This window comes from Salmonella sp. 741265050_HSA (genome assembly GCF_046569445.1).
In the GTDB taxonomy this organism is placed as follows: domain Bacteria; phylum Pseudomonadota; class Gammaproteobacteria; order Enterobacterales; family Enterobacteriaceae; genus Salmonella; species Salmonella enterica.
Genome location: NZ_JBKFSV010000025.1, coordinates 1 through 22,818 on the forward strand (window position 1 = coordinate 1; position 22,818 = coordinate 22,818).

Consider the following 22,818-nt stretch of genomic DNA (forward strand, 5'->3'; position numbering starts at 1 on the left):
TTGGTTAGAATACCTGCCTGTCACGCAGGGGGTCGCGGGTTCGAGTCCCGTCCGTTCCGCCACTTATTAAGAGCCCTGAGCATTAGCTCAGGGCTTTTTCTTTGCCTGTCATTTAATTATTGCTCAATTCGCAAAAATCCTCTGCATTTCTCGCTCTTTTTCTACAAAGCGCTGAAGGTCATAATCCCCTCAGTTAACGAACATAGTGATTAAAAAGAGGAATTCTATGACTATCCCTGCATTCGGTTTAGGTACTTTTCGCCTGAAAGACGACGTGGTTATCGCTTCTGTTAAAACGGCGCTTGAACTGGGCTACCGTGCTGTCGACACTGCGCAAATCTATGATAATGAAGCGGCTGTTGGACAGGCGATTGTTGAGAGCGGCGTACCGCGTAATGAGCTGTACATCACCACCAAGATCTGGATTGAAAACCTTAGCAAAGACAAGCTAATCCCAAGCCTAAAAGAGAGCCTGAAAAAACTGCGTACCGATTATGTCGATCTGACGCTGATCCACTGGCCATCTCCGGGTGATTCCGTGTCTGTCGAAGAATTTATGCAGGCATTGCTGGAAGCTAAAAAACAAGGGCTGACTCGCGAAATTGGCATTTCAAACTTCACCATTCCGTTGATGAAAAAGGCTATTGCCGCGGTGGGCGCAGACCATATCGCCACCAACCAGATTGAGCTATCTCCGTATCTGCAGAATCGTAAGGTGGTTGACTGGGCGAAAGCGCACGGTATCCATATCACCTCTTACATGACGCTGGCATACGGTAAAGCGCTGAAAGATGAAGTGATTGCGCGCATTGCGGCTAAACATAATGCGACCCCGGCGCAGGTTATTCTGGCATGGGCAATGGGTGAAGGTTACTCGGTGATCCCTTCATCCACCAGGCGTGAAAACCTGGCAAGCAACCTGCTGGCGCAGGACCTGCATCTGGATGCCGAAGATAAAAATGCGATCGCGGCACTGGACCGCAACGATCGTCTGGTTAGCCCGGAAGGACTGGCTCCTGCCTGGGATTAATTACCCGATCCTTTGTACCTTTAACCCTCTTTCACAGCTTCTGCGGGAGCTGTTCTTATATATTCGCTCAAAAAGTCGATAAATGCCCGAATGCGTGTGCTGACGGCGCGATCGCTGTAGTAAACGGCGCTGAAAGGCATTTCTACCGGCAGACGTTTATCGGCCAGCAGTTCCACCAGTTCTCCCCGCGCGATCTCTTTATCAATCATATAATCTGAAAGACATGCAATGCCGTTACCGTTCAGGCAAAGCTGTTTTAACGTTTCTCCGCTGTTGGAAGAAATCCCACATTCGATCTCATGGAGCTGCCCATCGCTACAGGCTATTGGCCAGGTATTGAGCGAGATGGGTTCAGAAAACCCCAGGCACAGATGCCGTTTTAACTCTTCAACGCTCTCAGGCTTGCCAAAGCGGGCAATATAGTCAGGTGAAGCGATAATCTTGCGATAACTGGTAAATAACGGACGCGCGCGCAGACTTGAATCTGTCAACGTGCCTGCGCGTATCGCAACATCCACTTTTCGTTCAATAAGATTGATGAACGTTTCTGAGGAGACAAGAGACAACGTTATTTCCGGATACCGTTCACGAAAAGGTTTAATCAGCGGCATCAGGAAATGCAGCATTACCGGCGTTGCCGCATCGATACGCAGTAAGCCGCGCGGGGTATTACGCGACTCCATGATTTCCGTTTCTGCGGCGGCCATTTCTTGCAGTATCTGCTGCACGCGCCTGAAGTATCGCTCTCCTTCTTCAGTCAGGCTCAGCTGTCGGGTCGTACGATTAAGCAGACTGACGCCGAGCTTCATCTCCAGCTTTTTAACTGCCCGGCTGACAGCGGAATTGGCCTGTCCAAGCTGCTCTGCCGCCCGGCTGAAGCTGCCGCTTTCCACGACAGCGACAAAAATTGCAAGTTCTTCGGAGGTGGCTTTCATCTTTGCTCCTGAAGCAAAATTAAATTGATATTTTGGCTATTTTTGTCATTAAAACATCCAGGCATACTGCGTGTCATCTGATTACTGCTGTTATGGAGTTATGTATGCCTCTCGCTTTATTTGCACTGACAATAAGTGCTTTCGCTATCGGTACGACTGAGTTTGTGATTGTCGGCCTGGTGCCGACCATTGCTCAACAACTGGCTATCTCGTTACCTTCCGCCGGAATGCTGGTTTCAATCTATGCGCTGGGTGTGGCTATTGGCGCGCCGGTGCTAACCGCGCTGACCGGACGCCTGCCGCGTAAACAGTTACTGGTCGCGCTGATGGTCTTGTTTACGGCGGGGAATTTGCTGGCATGGCAGGCACCGGGCTATATGACATTAATCGTCGCCCGTCTGCTGACGGGCCTGGCGCACGGCGTGTTCTTCTCGATTGGATCTACCATCGCGACAAGTCTGGTGCCAAAAGAGAAAGCGGCTTCTGCTATCGCTATTATGTTTGGTGGTTTAACGGTAGCTCTGGTCACGGGCGTGCCGCTGGGGACATTTATCGGTCAGCATTTTGGCTGGCGTGAGACCTTCCTTGCGGTATCACTGTTAGGGGTGATTGCGCTGATAAGTAGTCAACTGTTGATCCCGGCCAATATTCCCGGTCGGGCGGCCGCCAGCATTCGTGACCAGGTGAAAGTACTGACTCATCCTCGTCTGTTGCTGATTTACGCCGTTACGGCGCTGGGCTACGGCGGGGTATTCACGGCATTCACCTTCCTGGCGCCGATGATGCAGGATCTGGCGGGATTCTCCCCGGCAGCGGTAAGCTGGATCCTACTGGGTTATGGCGTATCTGTGGCTATCGGCAATATCTGGGGCGGTAAACTGGCGGATAAGCATGGCGCCGTGCCGGCGTTGAAATTTATTTTCGCCGCGCTGTTTGTTCTGCTGATGGTCTTCCAGGTGACGGCCTCCACGCAGTATGCCGCGCTGGCTACCATTCTGTTGATGGGGGGCTTTGCCTTCGGTAACGTACCGGGGTTACAGGTCTATGTGGTACAGAAAGCGGAACAGTTTACGCCCAATGCGGTAGATGTGGCGTCAGGTCTGAACATTGCAGCGTTTAACATTGGTATTGCGCTGGGTTCCGTGATTGGCGGACAAACGGTGGCGCATTACGGTTTGGCGCAGACGCCGTGGATTGGCGCCCTCATTGTTCTGGTGGCTTTCCTGCTGATGGGGGTCAGCGGACGTCTTGATAAAACTGTACGCATTGCTTTGGAGTAAATTATTGATGTAAGCGCCTACTTACAAAACAAACTGCAATTGTTCGTTGAAAGTGAGTGCTAAAATCCCTATAACAGAAGAACCAGTCCGGTTGAGGACTGGTTGACGTTACAGAGGTTTGAAAGTCAAAAGTGCGAAAAAACACCTATGCGATGCGCTATGTTGCCGGACAGCCCGCCGAGCGGATTTTGCCGCCCGGGTCGTTTGCGAGCATCGGCCAGGCATTGCCCGCCGGGGAACCGCTAAGCAGTGAAGAGCGGATCCGTATCCTCGTGTGGAATATATTCAAGCAGCAGCGAGCCGAATGGTTATCGGTGCTGAAGAACTACGGCAAAGATGCGCATCTGGTCCTGTTGCAGGAGGCGCAGACGACGCCTGAGCTGGTACAGTTTGCCACCGCTAACTATCTTGCCGCCGACCAGGTTCCCGCTTTTGTATTACCTCAGCATCCGTCTGGCGTCATGACGCTGTCTGCCGCCCACCCTGTTTACTGCTGCCCTTTACGGGAAAGAGAACCAATTTTACGTTTGGCGAAATCAGCCCTGGTGACGGTATATCCCTTGCCGGATACCCGTTTATTAATGGTAGTAAATGTTCATGCGGTAAATTTTAGTCTGGGCGTGGACGTATACAGTAAGCAGTTACTTCCGATCGGCGACCAGATTGCGCACCATAGCGGCCCTGTCATTATGGCGGGTGATTTTAATGCCTGGAGCCGCCCACGTATGAATGCGTTGTACCGCTTTGCACGTGAGATGTCGCTGCGCCAGGTGCGTTTCACTGACGATCAACGCCGTCGTGCGTTTGGACGACCGCTGGATTTTGTTTTTTATCGTGGGTTAAACGTGAATGAAGCCTCCGTACTGGTGACGCGCGCTTCCGATCACAATCCGCTACTCGTTGAATTCAGTCCCGGCAAACCTGAGCAATAAAGGTGCGTCAGGTCTGCCGTGGGGCAGGCCTCTGCGGGTGCTGCCCTCTATTTTTCTCATAACAGAAGGGCACTACCATGACAACGCATTCCCACCATGACAATGTTGAAAAGCAGTTTGGTTCACAGGCGAACGCCTATTTACATAGCGCCGTTCACGCAGCGGGTCGTGACTTAGCGCGGCTGGCGCAAAGGCTGTCTGATTTTTCCCACGCGAACGTACTGGATATGGGATGTGGGGCTGGACACGCGAGTTTTGTCGCTGCGCAACATGCCAACTCGGTCGTGGCATACGATTTATCCGCCAGCATGCTTGAGGTTGTCGCTGGAGCGGCGGAAGAAAGACATTTAAGTAATATTACTCTCCGCCAAGGCTATGCCGAAAAACTGCCCTTTGAAGATGCATCGTTTGAGGTGGTGATTAGCCGCTATTCCGCGCATCACTGGCACGACGTTGGTCAGGCATTGCGTGAGGTTTATCGTGTATTAAAACCCGGCGGCGTGCTGATTATCATGGATGTCATGTCGCCTGGACATCCTGTACGCGATATCTGGCTGCAAACGGTGGAGGCGTTACGCGACACGTCGCATGTCCGTAACTATTCCAGTGGCGAATGGCTGACGATGGTCAATAACGCGATGCTGGTAACGAATACCGTGATAACCGATCGTTTATCGCTGGAGTTTCGCTCATGGGTAACGCGGATGCGTACGCCAGCGCCGTTGGTTGAGGCGATTCGATTATATCAGGCGAGCGCCCCGGTAGAGGTGAAGCGTTATTTTGAGTTGCAGGATGACGGCTCGTTTAGCAGCGATACTATCATGCTGGAAGCGCATAAAGCGGTATAGCAATTTAAAAGGCGCCGGGGGAAGCGGCGCCTTTTGGCTTTTTCGTCGGACAATATCAGGAGTCTGGCGTGCTATTGTCCTTCACAAACAACGTAAGCTGATCGCCCGGTTGTAGATTATCCGTATCATGGTTCCAGCGCATCACATCTTTGATATTCACCCCGTGACGTCTGGCGATACTGGAAAGCGAATCGCCTTTACGGACACGATAGGTAATGCTATCGCTATTGTTTGCCAGTCGTTGCGCGCTGCTGCCAGCGCCTACGGTCAGGCTTTGCCCGATTTTCAGGCGCGAACCACGCAGGTTGTTCCACTGCTGCAAGTCCTTCGTGCTTACGCCAAGCCGCGAAGCAATACCGGAAAGTGTATCGCCAGAGCGCACCTTATAGCTACGGCTATTCAACGGCGTATTGTCGGCGATCAGTTGGGACTGAACGGCGTCAATCTCACCGGAAGCCAGCGACTCACGCAACTGCTCGGCATGCTTTTTGGGCACCATAACATATTGCGGACCGCTTACGCCTAAGGTAGACCCTTTTACACCGGCATTAAACGTCTTCAGCTTGCTGATAGACATACCCGCCATATCCGCAACCTGGGCCATTTCAACTGGACTGTTTAAACGAACTCGTGCCAGCGCTCGGCTTTCATCTGTTGTTGGCAGACGTACGCCGTAGCGTTTGCTGTTTTTGAGAATTTCACTCAATGCCAGCATCTTAGGTACGTAGAGTTTTGTTTCTCTGGGCAAAGAAAGCGACCAGAAATCCGTCGGTTTTCCACGCGCTTTGTTTGCTTTAATTGCCCGCATAACACGGCCTTCGCCGCTGTTATACGCTGCAACGGTTAACAGCCAGTCGCCGTCAAACATTTTGTTCAGACGCTGCATCATGTCTAACGCGGCGGTCGTAGAGGCTACAACATCGCGACGCGCGTCATAATTACGGGTCTGCTTTAAACCATAATTGCGCCCTGTGCTCGGTATGATCTGCCAGATGCCTGCGGCATTGGCGCCAGACGTTGCGTGAGGATCAAAAGCGCTCTCCACTATGGGTAGTAGTACCAGCTCCATAGGCATGTTACGTTTCTTAACCTGCCCCGCTATCCAGTACATATACGGCTCTGCCCGTAAAGTTACATCGTGGAGATAGCTCTTATTGCGTAAATACTTCTGTTTCTGTTCGCGAATCCGGCTATTTTCCGGAATTCCCATCTTTAGCTCGTCGCCAATGAAAGCCCACAAGTCCTGATCTGGCGCGATAGACGTTCCGTCGTCCATCCATCGTGCCTGACTCGTAAACTTTCCTGCTTCCCCTTGACCAGCTGCAGAAAGGCTCTGTGCGTGCTGTTGGACGTTGCCAGTGTTCTGAGACGTCTGGCACCCCACAAGCAGGACAGAGGCGAGTAATATCGCTTTTGCCTTCATGTGTGTGTCAATAGTTGCTTAAAAGACGACCGATCATAACGGCGAAGTTAGCGAATGACAAGTAAGAATTATCAGAACGTGTCTTTCTTTGACCTTAACCATGCAAAACGCGCTTCTGGTTGTTGCAATATTGTTTCTTTGTTTATTTCGTTAATTAAATCAATATCTTCAGTTCTTAAAAAAAGATTAATCTTACGCTCATTTTTAAGAATAACGGGTAATGTCATTTGTTTTTTTACACGTAACTCTTTAACTTTACGATAATATTCATTTATGAACGAATCGTGCGGAAGTATGCTCAATGCGAACTTAATGTTAGCTAAAGTATATTCGTGAGCGCTGCAAATGAGTGTGTCGTCAGGCAGAGAATTAATTTTCATAAGTGACTGATACATCTGTGATGGCGTGCCTTCAAACAGTCGACCACAGCCGCCAGAAAACAGCGTGTCGCCGCAGAATAAGTAAGGGTGGCTAAAGTAACAGACGTGTCCTAACGTGTGGCCCGGCGTGGCAAAAAGAGTAAATTTCTCGCCTAAAACGCGAATAGTATCGCCATCGCCAACAAGATGGGGTGCTCCCTTGTCTTGCGTTTCCGCCGGTCCATAAACCGTCATTTGCGGGAAGTGTTGCAACAGCTCCTTGACTCCGCCAACATGGTCGTGATGGTGATGCGTCAGAAAAATCGCCTCCGGCATCCACTTATGTTCAGCAATGGCCTTTAAGACGGGTGCCGCTTCGCCGGGATCAACAATCACACAGCGGCCTTCATCATTGGTCAGCACCCAGATGTAATTGTCCTGAAATGCGGGAATACTGTTAAGATTCATATATTACCTCTCAAATAATTAGCGGAAGGTTGCGATGAAACCGGCAAGGCTCTCTCAAACTGTCGTTGCGCCCGGATGTTGGGGTGAGTTGCCCTGGGGCAATTACTACCGTGAGGCGCTGGAACAGCAGCTCAATCCGTGGTTTGCAAAAATGTATGGTTTCCATTTGCTTAAAATCGGTAATTTAAGCGCAGAAATCAATTCCGAAGCGTGCGCGGTCTCCCATCAGGTGAATGTTTCATCGCAGGGGTCGCCGATGCAGGTTCTGGCCGATCCGCTACACCTTCCTTTTGCAGATAAATCCGTCGATGTTTGTCTGCTGGCGCATACTTTGCCGTGGTGTACCGACCCGCACCGTTTATTGCGGGAAGCCGACCGCGTATTGATTGATGACGGTTGGCTGGTCATCAGTGGATTTAACCCGCTGAGTTTGATGGGGTTACGTAAACTGGTACCCGTTTTACGTAAAACACCGCCCTATAATAGTCGGATGTTTACCCTTATGCGGCAACTGGACTGGCTGTCTTTACTCAATTTCGAAGTGCTACATTATAGCCGTTTTCATGTCTTACCCTGGAAAAAGCAGGGAGGGCGGCTATTAAATACGCATATCCCGGCGCTGGGCTGTTTACAGCTTATTGTGGCCCGTAAGCGGACCATCCCGCTTACGCTTAATCCGCTGCGACATAATAAAAGTAAAACCCCTATCCGCCAGACCGTTGGCGCCACCCGGCAATATCGCAAACCGGATGGCTAAGCTTCCGCCTGGTAGCCACTATCTTCCTGCGTGGGATTCATTGCCGCGGCGCGCGCCAGTTCATCACAACGCTCGTTTTCGGGATGGCCTGCATGGCCTTTGACCCATACCCATTTGATCTGATGCTGGCCTAACGCAGCATCGAGACGTTTCCAGAGATCGACATTTTTTACGGGTTTCTTTTCCGCTGTTTTCCAGCCGCGTTTCTTCCAGTTATGAATCCATTGGGTAATTCCTTGCCGCACATATTGGCTGTCGGTGCTCAATGTCACTTCGCAATGTTCTTTTAACGCTTCAAGCGCGACGATCGCCGCCATCAGTTCCATACGGTTATTGGTGGTTAGCGTGTAACCTTCACTAAACGTTTTTTCATGACCGCGATAGCGTAAGATAGCGCCATAACCACCAGGCCCTGGATTCCCCAGGCAAGAGCCATCGGTGAAAATTTCTACCTGTTTAAGCATCTCTGGTAGACTTCCTGTAATTGAAATCGATAACAAAACGCAAGTCTGACATAAATGACCGATATGAGCACTGCAATTACACGACAGATTGTCCTCGATACCGAAACCACCGGTATGAACCAGATAGGCGCGCACTATGAAGGTCACAAGATTATTGAGATCGGTGCGGTTGAGGTGATAAACCGTCGTCTGACCGGTAATAACTTCCACGTTTACCTGAAGCCGGATCGGCTGGTGGATCCGGAAGCGTTTGGCGTACACGGCATCGCCGATGAGTTTCTGCTGGATAAGCCGGTTTTTGCTGATGTGGTCGATGAGTTTCTCGATTATATCCGCGGCGCGGAGCTGGTCATCCATAACGCATCGTTCGATATCGGCTTTATGGATTATGAGTTTGGTCTGCTTAAACGCGATATTCCTAAAACCAATACTTTCTGCAAAGTTACCGACAGCCTGGCGTTGGCGCGGAAAATGTTCCCCGGCAAGCGTAACAGCCTTGATGCGCTGTGTTCGCGTTATGAGATAGATAATAGCAAACGTACTTTGCACGGCGCATTGCTCGATGCCCAGATCCTTGCTGAAGTGTATCTGGCGATGACGGGCGGGCAAACGTCCATGACGTTTGCGATGGAAGGAGAGACGCAACGGCAGCAAGGTGAAGAGACCATTCAACGAATCGTTCGCCAGGCCAGCCGGTTACGGGTCGTTTTTGCCTCTGATGAAGAGCTGGCTGCGCATGAATCGCGGCTTGATCTGGTGCAGAAAAAGGGCGGAAGTTGCCTTTGGCGGGCGTAATTTATTCCTTTTTAGGCTATAAAAATCATCCTTCGGGCGATTTTTGCAGCAACTGATTCAAAAGGTGAGAAAAAGCGTTGACGGGCGACACCGCAAACCGTAATATTCGCCTCGTTCCCAGCGGGAACATAACGGAGCGGTAGTTCAGTTGGTTAGAATACCTGCCTGTCACGCAGGGGGTCGCGGGTTCGAGTCCCGTCCGTTCCGCCAGATACAAATCTCAGGGTGTTTTTATACATCCTGTGAAGTAAAAAAACCGTATCACTGTAAAAGGGATACGGTTTTTTTTTCGTCTTCAAGAAGTTTCACCGCCTATCGTGGAATCTGACGCAAATGGGCCTACACCTGGATGACGAGCAGGATATTACAGCCACTTCTTTCACTGCCATGGTTATTTTGATCCCACTGACATTTAAGGCGCGGCCTCATGGCGGTGCTTAACCGGGATCGGGACATGTTCAGCGCAGAAGCAGACTGCGTAATGTTGATGTCACTCAGATAATCACGGACAACCGCCAGACATGCGTATCATCATTCCAGGGCATCCCACTTCTCCAGTAACTCCACCGGGATTTCATTGATCACCTCCGAGAACCGTTTTCCCACCAGTCTTTCAGCCTGGCGTAACAGTGGGATGGTCGGGCTGCTGGGTTCACTGCTCTCAAACCAGCGACGAATGCACCGCAGGCGTTCCAGCGCATCATTACGATCGCGAATTGGCCCCGGTTCAGCATTGTGTGGGAGGGATATATCGGGGGGCGCGTTGACAGGCGGCACATCCTCTGCCCGTGCCGGAACGGCATTATCCATAACCGTGCCTGCGGGGGCTGGCGCTGGCGACGGAGGGATTTCCGGCGTGGTTGTCTGTACCACGTCAGGCAGCAGCGCCAACAACTGCCGCAGGCGTGAAAAATCTGGAGCCAGATCGCCTAATGTCTCACGCGCCCACACTTGCAGGCGTTCTGCGCTTTCTTGCGCTTCGCGAAACGCCGCCAGCGGTAATGCCCCACGGGCTTCGAGGTCGGCCAGTTGCTGGCGGACGGATTCGGGAGCCAGCGCATCAGCCGGGCGGGGAGCGGATAACGCGCGCTCGACATCCCGTACCTGCAGGCGCAGGGCGGCACTGTTTGACAGCGTAATACCGCGAATGTCTGCCATCACGCCTTCGTGATCCAGCAGCGCCGCCAGGGCATTACTGCGCGCCAGCGCCGCATCTTCAATAGACTCTGCGGATGCGCCTTCGCCGGTAAGCAGCTGCGGATGGAGTGCATCAGACCAGATTACGCTCAGTTCTGCCAGTTGCGTGAGCATTTCCGCCAGTCCCTGTGCGCCAGCCTGCTGGATGCGACTGCGCAGCAGCAGGATCAACACCCGGATATCCTTACTGCGCGTGAGCAGACGGCGCGCATCACGCTCAATTTCCGGCCAGTTCACGGCTTCCGGCGTACTGACAAAATCACCATATTGCGCCTCCGCCTGGGGGGCGGCGCGGCTGAACAGCAGCAGGTACTCCGGATCGTACTCCGGATCGGGGCCGCAGGGTTGTTCCGCGCTTACTGGTTTAGTCAGGCACATATCCATATCATTACTCTCAGTGGGTTAAGCCGTGTTCAGGTTCAAAAATCATGCCGGTCACCGGACGGTCATGCATCGCTTTACCTGCCCAGGCCGTCCAGCCAAGCCGCTGCGCGCCGCCGATCACCGCAGGCGGTGCGGCATGGGGCTTCAACTGCAGCTCAATTTCCCAGCAATATTCAAAACCGATGAACGTACGCACCAGTTCTGTCAGCACGGGCAGATTGTTGCCGCCGGGCAGAAAACGCAGATAATCCTCCAGCGTGAGCGGGCCGATAATTAGCCGGAATTTGTACTGCATATCCGGTACGGCCTGGCCGATAAGCGCCCCGTTGCCCAGCACCGAAGACTGCGCGGGCGTGCCCAGACGGGTGATTTCATCGTTCGCCACCGTTATCCAGTGCAGGGCGAATTCTTTCACCGCAAAAGGTACGCTGAAATAGTGCGCCAGCGTGGCGGCCAGCCCGTCAGGATTGCGCGATTCGCGTACCAGATGGGCGGAGGCTGACAGGCGAACATGATCTGACAGCGGGCTTTCGGCGCTTTCCCGTAGATCCTGCCCGCTGAGACTGGCGATATAAAACGCAAAACGGTCGTGTTCCGGTTTGTCCAGCCCGCCACCGGCGGACTGGGCGCTGCGCCATGCCTGCCAGAACTGCGTCAGCCAGCGGTGGTGAAAAATATTGGAAAAATGAACCAGCGTCGGATCGTGACGGCTCTCTGAGCGATTTAGCGCCAGCTCGGTATAGTGCAGCGGCAACGGGCCGTTTGGCCCCCATAGTCCGAGGCTGTACAGGCTCAGGTGCAGGCGTCCATCCTGCCAGCTGACCTGGGCGATTTCCCGTGGCGCAAAGGTCATCGTCGGCGTCTGTCCCAGACGGAATTTTTCCATCCGTGGCTGCCAGATACTGCCTGCCGGAGTATCACAGAGCTGGGCATCCACGCGCCGCATCAGGTTCAGGAATCCGTAACGCCAGGGGGTTTTCTGCGCCTGGTTGAGAGCGCCGGTCATACGCTCCCCCGTTGCCCGGTTCTGACCGGCCAGGTCATGACATGCCCGCGTTGCATCGAGTGCAGCGTCATCTGCGAGAAGGTATTAATGGAAACATGGCGGGCAATATAGTGTTCCAGCACCAGACCGAACAGGTAAGGACTGATACCGGAAAATCCTTCTTCGTCCACGGTCAGTTCGCAACTGACGCCCCGGCCATAGACCAACAGGCCGGAGCCGGGCAGGCGGCGGGTCACCGGGGTGGTTTTGCAGCCAATCAGGCTGCGCACCTGGCGCGACTGCGGGCTGTCGTGAGCCGGGATAAACAGATTCAGCAGATCGCGCAGCGCCTGGCCGCCGGTGCGGTGATCCAGATCGGCCAGCGGCAGATAATTAAACGACAACTGCCGGATCAGCCGCCAGGCCATTTCGCGTTCAGCCAGCGGCGGCTGCGGCGGGCGCGGCGGTTTGATAAGACCCACGCCCGCCACCGGAATCGCCGCATCTACGGTCAGATCATCCCGGCCATTACGTGGAATAAGGCAGGGCAGATCGCGGTTAGTCACCATTGCCGTGACGGTGATATGGCGCAGATTTTCCGGGTAGGGCGCTTCATGCTGATCAACCAGCGACAGGAAGACTTCCGAGCCGGTATAAGGGGTTCGGGTGCCATAGCGGCGGGCGTTTTCTGACGAGCGGCGCGGCTCACGACGCAGTGAAAAATAACGCCCGTGGTTGCCTTCGTCATTATTACGGGTGTGATACAGCGGACGAAAAATCATCTTCCGTGTGGTTTCCGCTTCCAGGCCTTCGACTTCCTGAACAGAAAACACCTCGTAATCCAGCGGACGGGTACGATCCACCACCAGATGCTGTTCCGTCACGCTGTGAGTGACTTCAATCCGGGTGGTGGTGCGAGGAAACAGGTTGATCACCGGCGTACAGAACAGGCTGAACTGTGCAGCGTCCGTCTGATGAATCAGCCAGTCCGGCGGCAGGCGGTTAAGCAGTATGACAATTTCCGCCACATTGCCCTGCACCTTTTGTAACCCGGCAGACAATCCGGTCGGGGTGAAGAAGTAAAACCGTTCCGGACAGGCGAAAAATTCATGCAGCAGATTATGGCCGTGAAACACGTTCCAGGCGAGCGGTAGCAGCCCCTGCCCTGGCTCCAGCCCTTCGTGCGCCACCGGGTGTTGAAGATTCACATTCAGTTCGCCGTCAAAGTGACCGGGTTCACCGGCCAGTGTGGCGACGGCGCTGGTATGCAGCAGCTCAAACAGGTGTGACGCAATGCGTTCTTCGCCGCAGAGGTAAAAGGGCAGCCGTGCCGGACCGGCCAGCTCGCTGAAAGTCAGTTCCCCGAAGGTTCGCAGGGTGATGCGCAATGCCCCGGCGACATGAATATTAGGCGGCAGATAACGGTGCAGGGCGGGCATATCCGGCGGCGCGGCGGTCAGGCGTACCTCCTCGATGGACAGCGGCCACAGCGTGACGTCCTGGCTGCTGCGAAACTGGCAGGCGGTATTTTCGCCTTCCGGGATGGGGGAAACGAACGCGGTATCGCGCGGCACGGTGACCCCTTTCGCCAGGTCGCCTTCCTGCGTATCGGGATACAGCTTTACCACTGCCATCGATGGCGTGGGGGTGACGTAATTGGGGCTGACGACTTCCAGTAACCGCTGTGTGAAGCGGGGAAACTCGGCGTCAATTTTTAGCTGAGTGCGGGCGCTCAGAAAGCTGAACGCCTCGATCATGCGTTCCACATACGGGTCGGCAATATCGGTTCCCTGCATCCCCAGCCGCGCAGCAATTTTGGGATGGAGGGTGGCGAACTCAGCACCGGTCTCCCGCAGGTAGCTCAGTTCGCGGTTGTAATACTCCAGTAGCCGTGGATCCATGAATAATGCCCTGTATTAAAAGAACGTAATGCGGCTCAGCTCCATATCCAGCGCGCTGCGTACCAGAAACTCCGTGGGATACGGCTGCGTCAGAATTTGTCCGCGAATTTCAAACTGTAGCGTGTTATAGCTACCCTGCCGGGTTTTATCGAGCAAGGGCGTGACCCTGAGTGTGGCGGCGTTCAGCCGGGGTTCGAAACGGATAATGGCGCGCCGGATCGCCTCGCTGATATCGTCCCACTTATGCTCATACATAAAGCTGCCCGCCAGCGGCGGCAGGCCATAGTTGAGCACTGACGCCGCCGCCTGCGGATAGCGCCGGGCGTCGATGTCACCTTCGTGGCTAATGGTATTGAGCAAAAAGGAGAGATCCCGACGAATGATCTCCTTCAGTTGTACCGGCGTGACGCTGATATCCCGGTCAATTTTCTGATACGGAGCATTGTCACACAGCCGATCAAATAGGGTGGGCAGCAGGTGGTTAGCGGGTGTAAAACGAGACGTGCTCATGCGCCATCGTTTTCCTGAGCATGAAAGGTACAATGGGCCATGTCCAGCAGGCTGATATCGCCGTGGCTGGTCAGCCACACTTTCTGCCCCAGCGCCCGCACGGTGGTTTCGCCGGGGCCGTCCTGCCAGGCGGTTTCCCGGCACAGACGCAGGGCGTCAGATGCACTTTCCGAACCGCTGTAACGGGTAAAGAGCCAGGCGCCGTGCGTATCGCCATTCATCAGGGTAATATTAATGGGTTTCCACAGCAGATCGGTCAGGCGCGTCGGTTGCGGCGATTCCAGCGAGCGTATTTGCAAAAACGGTAGCCAGATATACACGCCGCCGGTGACCAGCTCAAGTACCGGGCCAAGGCGGGAATCGCTGTCGCTCGCCCAGTCAAATGCGCCGCCGTTCCACTGCCCGCCCGTGTCTGTTATGGCTTCCAGTGCGGTATTACGGTGTTTATCAGCCTCACCGGTATCGTCATGACAGGCGAGTGCCGCCAGCAGTGACTCCACCCAAACGGGCTGCGGCAGAAGAAAACCGGGTCGTTGTTCACCCTGAAAAACGGTGTGGCGGAACATTTCGCAGCGAACCAGCTCCCGGTACAGCCGGGCCTCCTGGGTATAATTGGCCTCCATCCTGGCGCATAGCTGAAGCTGGTGTAGCGCCCGCGACCAGTCTCCGGCCACACACAGCAACTGAAACAGGCTGTGGCGGCAGAGTGCTTTCGCCGGATTTTCCCGAACCTGCTGCTCCGCCATCTGAATCCCCTCCGCAATAGAGTATTCCTGTATCAGCGCGGACAGGGTAGCAGGAAGCGTGTCAGTTTTTTTCATGGGCGGTATTTCCATTTTTCTGTGTCGGAGTGATTCGGTAGTGGCTGTCGATGCCAATAATACGATGCTCGCGGCGGGTCAGATCGGGCAGTATCTCGCTATGTGCGGTTTTCCCCGCCTGTTCCGGCGAGAGCAGTTGCAGGATATCGGGCATTGATTCCATCGCCAGCCAGTGCATTTCACCCTCACCGGTCGTGTCCAGCGTATCCAGAATGGCATCAATACCGGGCGCGCCTGCCACCATATCCTGTAACGTGTCGGTGTCGCCCTTTTTATCGTATAACGACGTCAAATCCTGGGTGACAGCGTCTTCATTTCGGGGAAACGGTTTAGGACGGAGGGGCTTTTCCTGCCCGGAGGGCCGCAATGCCTGCTGATATTCCTGGTAAAGCTGGTGTAGCGTGCTATCCGCTTCATGGCCGGTGTAAGAGGATGCGGTTTCCCGGACGGGAATAATATCGAACGGATTCTGCGGATTGAGCTGTTGTTGTTTAAACCAGTCCAGATCCAGGTACTCAGCAACGGATTCAGATGACTGAACCAACTGAGGAAACGAAACATCGGGACGGGACTCATCATTGGTGCGGGCAAGGCACCAGGATGACAGACCCCATTCAATCGTATCTCCATCATTCAGCCGCATACGGTGATGAGGTTCCATCACCTGCTCATTGACGGCACAGCACAGTTCATCAGAGTGATTAACAATCCACCACGCCTCTTCGTGGCGAACAAGACTGAGCGCGATATCGTCTTTCCCATGTTGCTCAAAAAGCGGAATGTAGGGGGCGGCGGCAGTAAATACGATGTATGTCCCTGCGGGATACTGTGCGTTATCCGTTATACCCTGCGACTGTATTTTCCGTAATTCCCACATGTCTTGTTTCATTATGTCCCTTAAATGTATTTATTTTTCTGGAGGAAACGTTTAGGGAGTTTTAATTCATAAATAATTTTAACTAAATTCATAGGGAGTCATTATTGATGACACCCTTTTTATTATTTTCGTCGTGAATGCATTGTTGTATGCATAGATGTCTTTTTTGAAATATTATTTCTTTTAATTCTGCAATTGCGATTTTTATCTTGCTGTTCATTGATTATTTAATATTAACGGCTTGGTTGCTAATTAGTCCCTGATCTGTATCATTGTTTTGTTTCGATATTTTTTCGAGGCTATCAATAAAGAATTGTTTATATATTTATATGCATTGATGCATTATTTTTATGAATTTTTATGTCACAAGGCATAACACATGGAAACTCCTGTTTCACGCAGTGCGTTGTATGGAAAACTGGCCGGCCCACTATTCCGGTCGCTGGAATCGGCAACGGCATTTTGCAAACTACGCTCTAATCCCTGGGTTGAGCTGACTCACTGGCTGCACCAGTTAACACAGCAGCCCGATAACGATATTCTCCACGTTCTTCGGCATTACCAGATCCCTCTTTCTGATGTGGAGAAAGCGTTACTCCGGCAACTGGATATGCTGCCCGCCGGGGCCAGCGCCATTAGTGATTTTTCTCACCATATCGATCTCAGCGTTGAAAAGGCCTGGATGCTGGCGAGCGTCCGTTACGGCGATAACAAAATTCGCAGCGGCTGGTTGCTGCTGGCCTTGTTGACCACGCCAGAACTGCGTCGGGTACTGAGCAGTATCTGCGCGCCGCTGGCCACGCTTCCGGTTGATGAACTGACGGAAATACTGCCCTCGTTGATCGAAACATCGCCGGAAGCGCAGGAGCGCCCTTACGACGGCTCCGGCCTGGCATCAGCCATTCCCGGTGAAAGCAGTCAGGCGATTCCCAACGGCGGGCAGGACGGTAAATCCGCGCTGGCAAAATACTGTCAGGACATGACGGCACAGGCGCGCGACGGCAAAATCGACCCGGTGACGGGGCGTGAGCATGAAATCCGCACCATGACGGATATTCTGCTGCGCCGTCGCCAGAATAATCCACTACTGACTGGTGAGGCGGGCGTCGGAAAGACGGCGGTCGTCGAAGGTTTTGCCCTCGCGATTGCGCAGGGGGAAGTGCCGCCCGCGCTGCGGGAAGTACGGCTGCTGGCGCTGGACGTTGGCGCTCTGTTGGCCGGAGCCAGCATGAAAGGCGAGTTTGAATCGCGTCTGAAAGGGTTACTGGAAGAGGCCGGGCGCTCGCCGCAGCCGGTTATTCTGTTTGTCGATGAAGTTCACACTCTGGTGGGCGCGGGCGGCGCATCCGGCACGGGCGATGCCGCTAACCTGCTGAAACCGGCGCTGGCGCGCGGCACCCTGCGGACTATCGGCGCCACCACCTGGAGCGAATACAAGCGCCATATTGAGAAAGATCCGGCGCTGACCCGGCGTTTTCAGGTGTTGCAGATTGCCGAACCGGAAGAGATCCCCGCAATGGAAATGGTGCGTGGTCTGGTGGATACGCTGGAAAAACACCATAACGTACTGATTCTGGATGAGGCGGTACGTGCGGCGGTACAGCTTTCTCACCGCTACATTCCCGCCCGGCAGTTGCCGGATAAGGCTATCAGCCTGCTGGATACCGCCGCGGCCCGCGTGGCGCTGACGCTGCACACGCCGCCTGCCAGCGTACAGTTCCTGCGCCAGCAGCTAAAAGCGGCGGAAATGGAACGGTCGCTGTTGCAGAAGCAGGAAAAAATGGGGATTCAGTCAGATGAGCGGCGCGATGCGCTGACGGCGCGAATTTTCTCGCTCAACAATGAACTGACTGCATCCGAATCTCGCTGGCAGCGGGAGCTGGAACTGGTACATACGTTGCAGGAACTGCGTGTCGCAGAGTCTGATGCTGATGACAAAACCACGCTGCAACAGGCCGAAACGGCGCTAAGGGAGTGGCAGGGCGACGCGCCGGTGGTGTTCCCGGAAGTCAGCGCGGCGGTTGTCGCGGCGATTGTCGCCGACTGGACCGGTATTCCTGCCGGGCGCATGGTGAAAGATGAGGCCAGCCAGGTGCTGGAACTGCCTGCCCGACTGGCGCAACGCGTTACCGGGCAAGACGGCGCGCTGGCGCAGATTGGTGAACGTATTCAGACCGCCAGGGCGGGACTGGGCGATCCACGCAAACCGGTGGGCGTGTTTATGCTGGCCGGGCCGTCCGGTGTCGGTAAAACCGAAACCGCGCTGGCGCTGGCGGAGGCTATCTACGGCGGTGAGCAGAACCTGGTAACCATCAATATGAGCGAGTTCCAGGAGGCTCACACCGTTTCCACGCTGAAAGGCGCGCCCCCCGGCTATGTGGGCTATGGCGAGGGTGGTGTGCTGACGGAAGCAGTGCGTCGCCACCCCTGGAGTGTAGTGCTGCTCGACGAGATCGAAAAAGCGCACCATGACGTCCACGAACTCTTCTATCAGGTGTTTGACAAGGGTGGGATGGAGGACGGCGAGGGTACACATGTCGATTTCAAAAACACCACGCTATTACTCACCACCAACGTGGGTTCCGACCTCATCAGCCAGATGTGTGAAGATCCGGCTTTAATGCCCGACGCTACGGGGCTTAAAGAGGCGCTAATGCCGGAATTACGCAAGCATTTCCCGGCGGCATTTCTGGGCCGCGTGACGGTGATCCCTTACCTGCCGCTGGACGAAACGTCGCGTGGCGTGATTGCCCATCTGCACCTTGACCGGCTGGTGGCGCGGATGAGTGAACAGCACGGCGTGACGCTGACGTATAGCGAGGAACTGGTCGCACATATTGTGGCGTGCTGTCCAATGCATGAAACGGGCGCGCGGTTGCTGATTGGCTACATCGAACAGCACATCCTGCCGCAACTGTCGCGCTACTGGTTGCAGGCCATGACGGAAAAAGCCGCTATCAGGCAAATTGATATCGGCGTTAATGGTGATGAGCAGATTGTTTTTGAGATCGTTTGCTGAAACCGGCCGTTCGAAGTGTCCGTAGTGCGATTTTAAAAACTGTACCGGTATACCGCTCCCCTTGCGGCAACCAGTTGACTAAAAAGGAAATGAAGGATTATGGCTATCAACAATAGCGCGCAGAAATTCATCGCGCGCAACCGCGCGCCGCGCGTGCAGATTGAATATGACGTAGAGATTTACGGCTCTGAGAAAAAAATCGAGCTGCCGTTCGTGATGGCGGTGCTGGCCGATCTGGCCGGGAAACCGCGTGAAGAACTGCCGCCGGTGACGGATCGCAAATTCCTCGATATTGATATTGATAACTTCAATGAGCGCATGAAAGCCATTGCGCCGCGCGTGGCGTTCGCTGTGCCGAATACGCTGACGGGTGAAGGTCAGTTGATGGTCGATATCACGCTGGAAAATATGGACGACTTTTCGCCGGCACAGATTGCCCGCAAGGTGGACGCCCTGAACCAGTTACTGGAAGCCCGCACTCAACTGGCGAACCTCCAGACCTACATGGATGGCAAGGCCGGGGCGGAAAATCTGGTCAATAAACTGTTGCAGGACCCGACTCTGCTGAAAACGCTGGCGAATGCGCCGAAATCGGCCGCTACCCAGCAAGGTGTGTCAGCGGATAATGAATCAGCGGAATAATGTCGAATTTTTAAGGAATTTTCATGGCAAACAGTAATATGCAGGCAACCGACGCGGTTGCTCAGGATACCGTCTCCGCATCCGGTGAATTTGATGCGTTGCTGAATCAGGCCTTCCGACCCAAGACTACCCAGGCGGCAAAAGCCGTGGAAGCCGCGGTGCAGACGCTGGCGCAACAGGCGCTGGCGAACACGATCACCGTCAGCGATGACGCCTATAAAAGCATCAGCGCTATTATTGCGCAGATCGACTTTAAACTGACCGAACAGATCAAACTGATCCTGCAACATCCCGACTGGCAGAAGCTGGAATCCTCGTGGCGCGGTATGGAGCATCTGGTTTACAACACCGAGACCGACGAAAAGCTGAAAATTCGCTTCATGAATCTGTCAAAAGATGAATTGCGGCGCAACATGAAGCGTTACAAGGGCATCGCCTGGGATCAAAGCCCGATGTTCAAGAAACTGTATGAAGCTGAATACGGCCAGTTAGGCGGCGAACCTTATGGCTGTATCATTGCGGATTACTACTTCGACCATACACCACCCGATGTGGATCTGCTTGGCTCTATCGCCAAAGTCGCCGCGTCGGCCCATGCGCCGTTTATTGCCGGGGCTTCCCCCTCGGTACTGCAAATGGACTCCTGGCAGGAGCTGGCGAATCCCCGCGACCTGACCAAAATCGTCACCCAGAACCTGGAATATGCGCCGTGGAACTCGCTGCGGGCTAGCGAAGACTCCCGTTATATTGGCCTGACGATGCCGCGTTTTCTTGCCCGCCTGCCGTATGGCGCAAAAACCAACCCGGTGGACGAGTTTGATTTTGAAGAAGATGCGGATGGTTCTGACCATACCAAATACGTCTGGAGCAACGCGGCCTACGCGATGGGCGTAAACATCAACCGTTCCTTCAAACACTACGGCTGGTGTACGTTGATTCGCGGTGTGGAATCAGGCGGTGCGGTGGAAAATCTTCCCTGCCATACCTTCCCGACTGACGATGGCGGCGTGGACATGAAATGCCCGACCGAAATTGCCATCTCTGACCGCCGCGAGGCTGAACTGGCGAAAAACGGTTTTATCCCGTTGATCCACCGTAAAAACTCAGACTATGCCGCCTTTATCGGCGCACAATCGCTGCAAAAACCACAGGAATACTACGATCCGGACGCGACGGCCAACGCCAACCTGTCCGCCCGTCTGCCGTACCTGTTCGCCTGCTCGCGCTTCGCTCACTTCCTCAAATGTATCGTCCGCGACAAAATCGGTTCCTTTAAAGAGCGTGAGGATATGCAGCGCTGGCTAAATGAATGGATTATGAATTACGTCGACGCCGATCCGGTGAACTCCTCGCAAGAAACTAAAGCCCGTCGTCCGCTGGCTGCCGCTGAAGTAGTGGTGGAAGAGGTGGAAGGCAATCCAGGTTATTACGACGCGAAATTCTTCCTGCGTCCGCATTTCCAGCTTGAAGGGCTGACGGGATCGCTGCGCCTGGTGACAAAACTGCCGTCAGTGAAGCAGGGCAATGCCTGATGCATTTATTTTGTGAATGTTTAAGCGAGTGAAGTCAGAGAAGATAGAGAATATAAAGAGGGATATATGGCATATATTTACGGTTTGGTTGATTCGTTGCAAGGGAAAGATCAGGTCGGTGATGGGGAGTGTGTGGCTTTAGTCAAGCAATATGCACATTTGGGGGTTACAGGAACCTGGAAGCAAGGGCGGAAGGTTTTTGGGGATAAGTCGATCCCCAGGGGGACAGCAATCGCAACTTTTGTTAATGGTAAATACCCAACTGGTGACGCTGTGCATAAACATGCGGCTTTCTATCTTGAACAGGATTCTAACTATATTTATGTTATGGATCAGTGGAAAAAGAAGAAAAAAATCTCGTCCCGCTCACTTTCTCGTAAAGGTGGGATACGTAGTGATGGCACATATCCGGATGCCAGTAACAATGCCGAAGCTTTTTATATTATTGAGTAGGAAATACATATTATGACCATAAGCTCAACTTTTCATCTGTTACCTGGTATTGTTCTGCTCTTTTCACAATATGCTGTGGCTTGGGAAGTTAGTTGTCCGGCTGTTATTGATACTCAGTCTTCTGCTGTGAGCCTGAAGTCTGATGTCCCAGCGCCGTGGCAGCTTTCTCCCCGATATATGTCGCGTTTATGGTTAAGTAGTATTGGGGTAACGCAGGGTAAACCTGAAAACCTGATGGATCTCAAACCAGAGACTAAAAAAGTAAACGGTGAAAATTGGTCTGTATGGGAAACAGAACGTGTTAGCGATAAAGAAACCGATCGCTATTGGGTTTCGTGCATTTATGGTCATGAACAGATATGGTTGACGCAACCAATACCTGCTTCTTCTACTCGCTGTAAGACCCGTGATTTTGAGGGGTCGCCAGAAGACCAGTCTGTATCTTTTATCTGTAATTAGCAATTTGAGACGTGAAAATTTCAGTACAGGTTATAGTTTTTATTATCGGAAGTTATGAGGTATTATTTATATCCATTAAATAACGCGAACTCATAAAATAACTAAATACATTATCGGTACCGGAAAAATATACAGTCTTCTGTTCTCCTGAAATTATTGGAGAGGGATTCTGTACGGCAATGATTTATCTATAAACAAAGATGTAGATAAAATCAGATTAATTTTAAGTAAAACTTAATAAGGATATAAAAATGGCTTATGACATTTTTTTGAAAATTGACGGCATTGACGGCGAGTCAATGGATGATAAACACAAAAATGAAATCGAGGTGCTGGGCTGGCGCTGGAATATTCATCAGGAATCCACCATGCACGCCGGTAGCGGCCTCGGCTCCGGTAAGGTCTCCGTCACTAATCTGGAATTCGAGCATTATATCGATCGCGCCAGCCCGAACCTGTTCAAATACTGCGCCTCCGGCAAGCACATTCCGCAGGCCATTCTGGTTATGCGTAAGGCTGGCGGCAACCCGCTGGAGTACCTCAAGTACACCTTTACCGATCTGATCGTTGCGGTCGTTTCACCTAGCGGTAACAGAGAAGGCGAAATCGCGTCTCGCGAGCGAATTGAGCTCTCCTTCAGCACCGTGAAACAGGAATACGTGGTGCAGAACCAGCAGGGCGGCAGCGGCGGCACCATTACCGCAGGCTACGACTTCAAGGCCAACAAAGAAATTTAACGGTTGTTTT

General features: G+C 53.3%; 22 protein-coding genes and 1 tRNA gene. 13 read left to right on the plus strand and 10 right to left on the minus strand.

From position 1 onward, the window contains the following. Positions 1-226 precede the first annotated feature (226 nt). Positions 227-1,030, plus strand: coding sequence for a 2,5-didehydrogluconate reductase DkgB (dkgB, locus tag ACLD4F_RS21615; protein ID WP_079944491.1), 804 nt, complete (start codon positions 227-229; stop codon positions 1,028-1,030). Between the two features lie 20 nt (positions 1,031-1,050). On the opposite strand, the gene yafC is transcribed toward dkgB, so the two are convergent. Then, positions 1,051-1,965: a DNA-binding transcriptional regulator YafC gene (gene yafC, locus ACLD4F_RS21620; RefSeq protein ID WP_079944492.1), complete on the minus strand. Its 915-nt coding sequence runs from the start codon at positions 1,963-1,965 to the stop codon at positions 1,051-1,053. A gap of 104 nt (positions 1,966-2,069) precedes the next feature. Here yafC and ACLD4F_RS21625 point away from each other — a divergent pair, with 104 nt between their 5' ends. From ACLD4F_RS21625 to ACLD4F_RS21635, 3 genes are all read left to right on the plus strand, one after another. Continuing rightward, positions 2,070-3,245: an MFS transporter gene (locus ACLD4F_RS21625; RefSeq protein WP_079944493.1), complete on the plus strand. Its 1,176-nt coding sequence runs from the start codon at positions 2,070-2,072 to the stop codon at positions 3,243-3,245. A gap of 131 nt (positions 3,246-3,376) precedes the next feature. Next, a complete protein-coding gene (locus ACLD4F_RS21630) occupies positions 3,377-4,177 on the plus strand; it encodes an endonuclease/exonuclease/phosphatase family protein (RefSeq protein WP_001230970.1) in 801 nt (266 codons plus the stop codon). 77 nt (positions 4,178-4,254) lie between these two features. Then, positions 4,255-5,025 carry a class I SAM-dependent methyltransferase gene (locus tag ACLD4F_RS21635; RefSeq protein WP_000207222.1) on the plus strand — a complete coding sequence of 257 codons (771 nt, stop codon included), beginning with the start codon at positions 4,255-4,257 and terminating at the stop codon, positions 5,023-5,025. A gap of 55 nt (positions 5,026-5,080) precedes the next feature. Here the strand turns inward: ACLD4F_RS21635 and mltD are convergent, their stop codons facing one another. Both mltD and gloB read right to left on the minus strand, forming a co-directional pair. Next, positions 5,081-6,448 carry a murein transglycosylase D gene (gene mltD / locus ACLD4F_RS21640; RefSeq protein WP_000644706.1) on the minus strand — a complete coding sequence of 456 codons (1,368 nt, stop codon included), beginning with the start codon at positions 6,446-6,448 and terminating at the stop codon, positions 5,081-5,083. Between the two features lie 71 nt (positions 6,449-6,519). Further along, entirely contained in the window at positions 6,520-7,275 is a 756-nt protein-coding gene (gene gloB / locus ACLD4F_RS21645) for a hydroxyacylglutathione hydrolase (RefSeq protein ID WP_411011031.1), read from the minus strand. 34 nt (positions 7,276-7,309) lie between these two features. Here gloB and ACLD4F_RS21650 point away from each other — a divergent pair, with 34 nt between their 5' ends. Continuing rightward, positions 7,310-8,032: a class I SAM-dependent methyltransferase gene (locus ACLD4F_RS21650; RefSeq protein ID WP_000801238.1), complete on the plus strand. Its 723-nt coding sequence runs from the start codon at positions 7,310-7,312 to the stop codon at positions 8,030-8,032. Here the strand turns inward: ACLD4F_RS21650 and rnhA are convergent. Continuing rightward, entirely contained in the window at positions 8,029-8,496 is a 468-nt protein-coding gene (gene rnhA / locus ACLD4F_RS21655) for a ribonuclease HI (RefSeq protein ID WP_000917872.1), read from the minus strand. The two genes, ACLD4F_RS21650 and rnhA, sit on opposite strands and share 4 nt — an antisense overlap. A 63-nt stretch (positions 8,497-8,559) precedes the next feature. On the opposite strand from rnhA, the gene dnaQ reads away from it, so the two are divergent. Continuing rightward, positions 8,560-9,291 carry a DNA polymerase III subunit epsilon gene (dnaQ, locus tag ACLD4F_RS21660; RefSeq protein ID WP_001562201.1) on the plus strand — a complete coding sequence of 244 codons (732 nt, stop codon included), beginning with the start codon at positions 8,560-8,562 and terminating at the stop codon, positions 9,289-9,291. Positions 9,292-9,424: 133 nt separating this feature from the next. Further along, positions 9,425-9,501, plus strand: a tRNA-Asp gene (locus tag ACLD4F_RS21665). A gap of 321 nt (positions 9,502-9,822) precedes the next feature. Here ACLD4F_RS21665 and ACLD4F_RS21670 read toward each other — a convergent pair. From ACLD4F_RS21670 to tagK, 6 genes are read right to left on the minus strand one after another with little or no spacing between them, the layout of a single operon-like run. Next, the gene (locus tag ACLD4F_RS21670) at positions 9,823-10,872 is read right to left on the minus strand and encodes an ImpA family type VI secretion system protein (protein WP_024797307.1); all 1,050 of its coding nucleotides are present in this window, start codon (positions 10,870-10,872) and stop codon (positions 9,823-9,825) included. A 10-nt stretch (positions 10,873-10,882) separates the two neighbouring features. Then, positions 10,883-11,878: a type VI secretion system baseplate subunit TssG gene (tssG, locus tag ACLD4F_RS21675; RefSeq protein WP_039519399.1), complete on the minus strand. Its 996-nt coding sequence runs from the start codon at positions 11,876-11,878 to the stop codon at positions 10,883-10,885. Next, a complete protein-coding gene (gene tssF / locus ACLD4F_RS21680) occupies positions 11,875-13,758 on the minus strand; it encodes a type VI secretion system baseplate subunit TssF (RefSeq protein ID WP_000371506.1) in 1,884 nt (627 codons plus the stop codon). The genes tssG and tssF overlap by 4 nt, the downstream gene beginning before the upstream one ends. Before the next feature lie 15 nt (positions 13,759-13,773). Next, positions 13,774-14,268, minus strand: a complete 495-nt coding sequence (gene tssE / locus ACLD4F_RS21685) for a type VI secretion system baseplate subunit TssE (RefSeq protein WP_000108007.1) — start codon at positions 14,266-14,268, stop codon at positions 13,774-13,776. Next, on the minus strand, positions 14,265-15,089 hold the full coding sequence (locus tag ACLD4F_RS21690) for a type VI secretion system accessory protein TagJ (protein WP_079944494.1): 825 nt from the start codon (positions 15,087-15,089) through the stop codon (positions 14,265-14,267). The genes tssE and ACLD4F_RS21690 overlap by 4 nt, the downstream gene beginning before the upstream one ends. Continuing rightward, a complete protein-coding gene (gene tagK, locus ACLD4F_RS21695) occupies positions 15,076-15,978 on the minus strand; it encodes a type VI secretion system-associated protein TagK (protein ID WP_001524811.1) in 903 nt (300 codons plus the stop codon). The genes ACLD4F_RS21690 and tagK overlap by 14 nt, the downstream gene beginning before the upstream one ends. Positions 15,979-16,345: 367 nt before the next feature. Here tagK and tssH point away from each other — a divergent pair, with 367 nt between their 5' ends. From tssH to ACLD4F_RS21725, 6 genes are all read left to right on the plus strand, one after another. Then, positions 16,346-18,985, plus strand: a complete 2,640-nt coding sequence (tssH, locus tag ACLD4F_RS21700) for a type VI secretion system ATPase TssH (RefSeq protein ID WP_023994003.1) — start codon at positions 16,346-16,348, stop codon at positions 18,983-18,985. Between the two features lie 99 nt (positions 18,986-19,084). Continuing rightward, positions 19,085-19,627: a type VI secretion system contractile sheath small subunit gene (gene tssB / locus ACLD4F_RS21705; protein WP_000996818.1), complete on the plus strand. Its 543-nt coding sequence runs from the start codon at positions 19,085-19,087 to the stop codon at positions 19,625-19,627. A 23-nt stretch (positions 19,628-19,650) separates the two neighbouring features. Continuing rightward, the gene (tssC, locus tag ACLD4F_RS21710; RefSeq protein WP_000013884.1) at positions 19,651-21,159 is read left to right on the plus strand and encodes a type VI secretion system contractile sheath large subunit; all 1,509 of its coding nucleotides are present in this window, start codon (positions 19,651-19,653) and stop codon (positions 21,157-21,159) included. A gap of 66 nt (positions 21,160-21,225) precedes the next feature. Continuing rightward, a complete protein-coding gene (locus ACLD4F_RS21715; protein WP_023202546.1) occupies positions 21,226-21,612 on the plus strand; it encodes a BPSL0067 family protein in 387 nt (128 codons plus the stop codon). A gap of 12 nt (positions 21,613-21,624) precedes the next feature. Continuing rightward, positions 21,625-22,071, plus strand: coding sequence for an STY0301 family protein (locus tag ACLD4F_RS21720; protein ID WP_024146195.1), 447 nt, complete (start codon positions 21,625-21,627; stop codon positions 22,069-22,071). Between the two features lie 251 nt (positions 22,072-22,322). Further along, on the plus strand, positions 22,323-22,808 hold the full coding sequence (locus ACLD4F_RS21725; RefSeq protein WP_000312793.1) for an Hcp family type VI secretion system effector: 486 nt from the start codon (positions 22,323-22,325) through the stop codon (positions 22,806-22,808). Positions 22,809-22,818 lie beyond the last annotated feature (10 nt).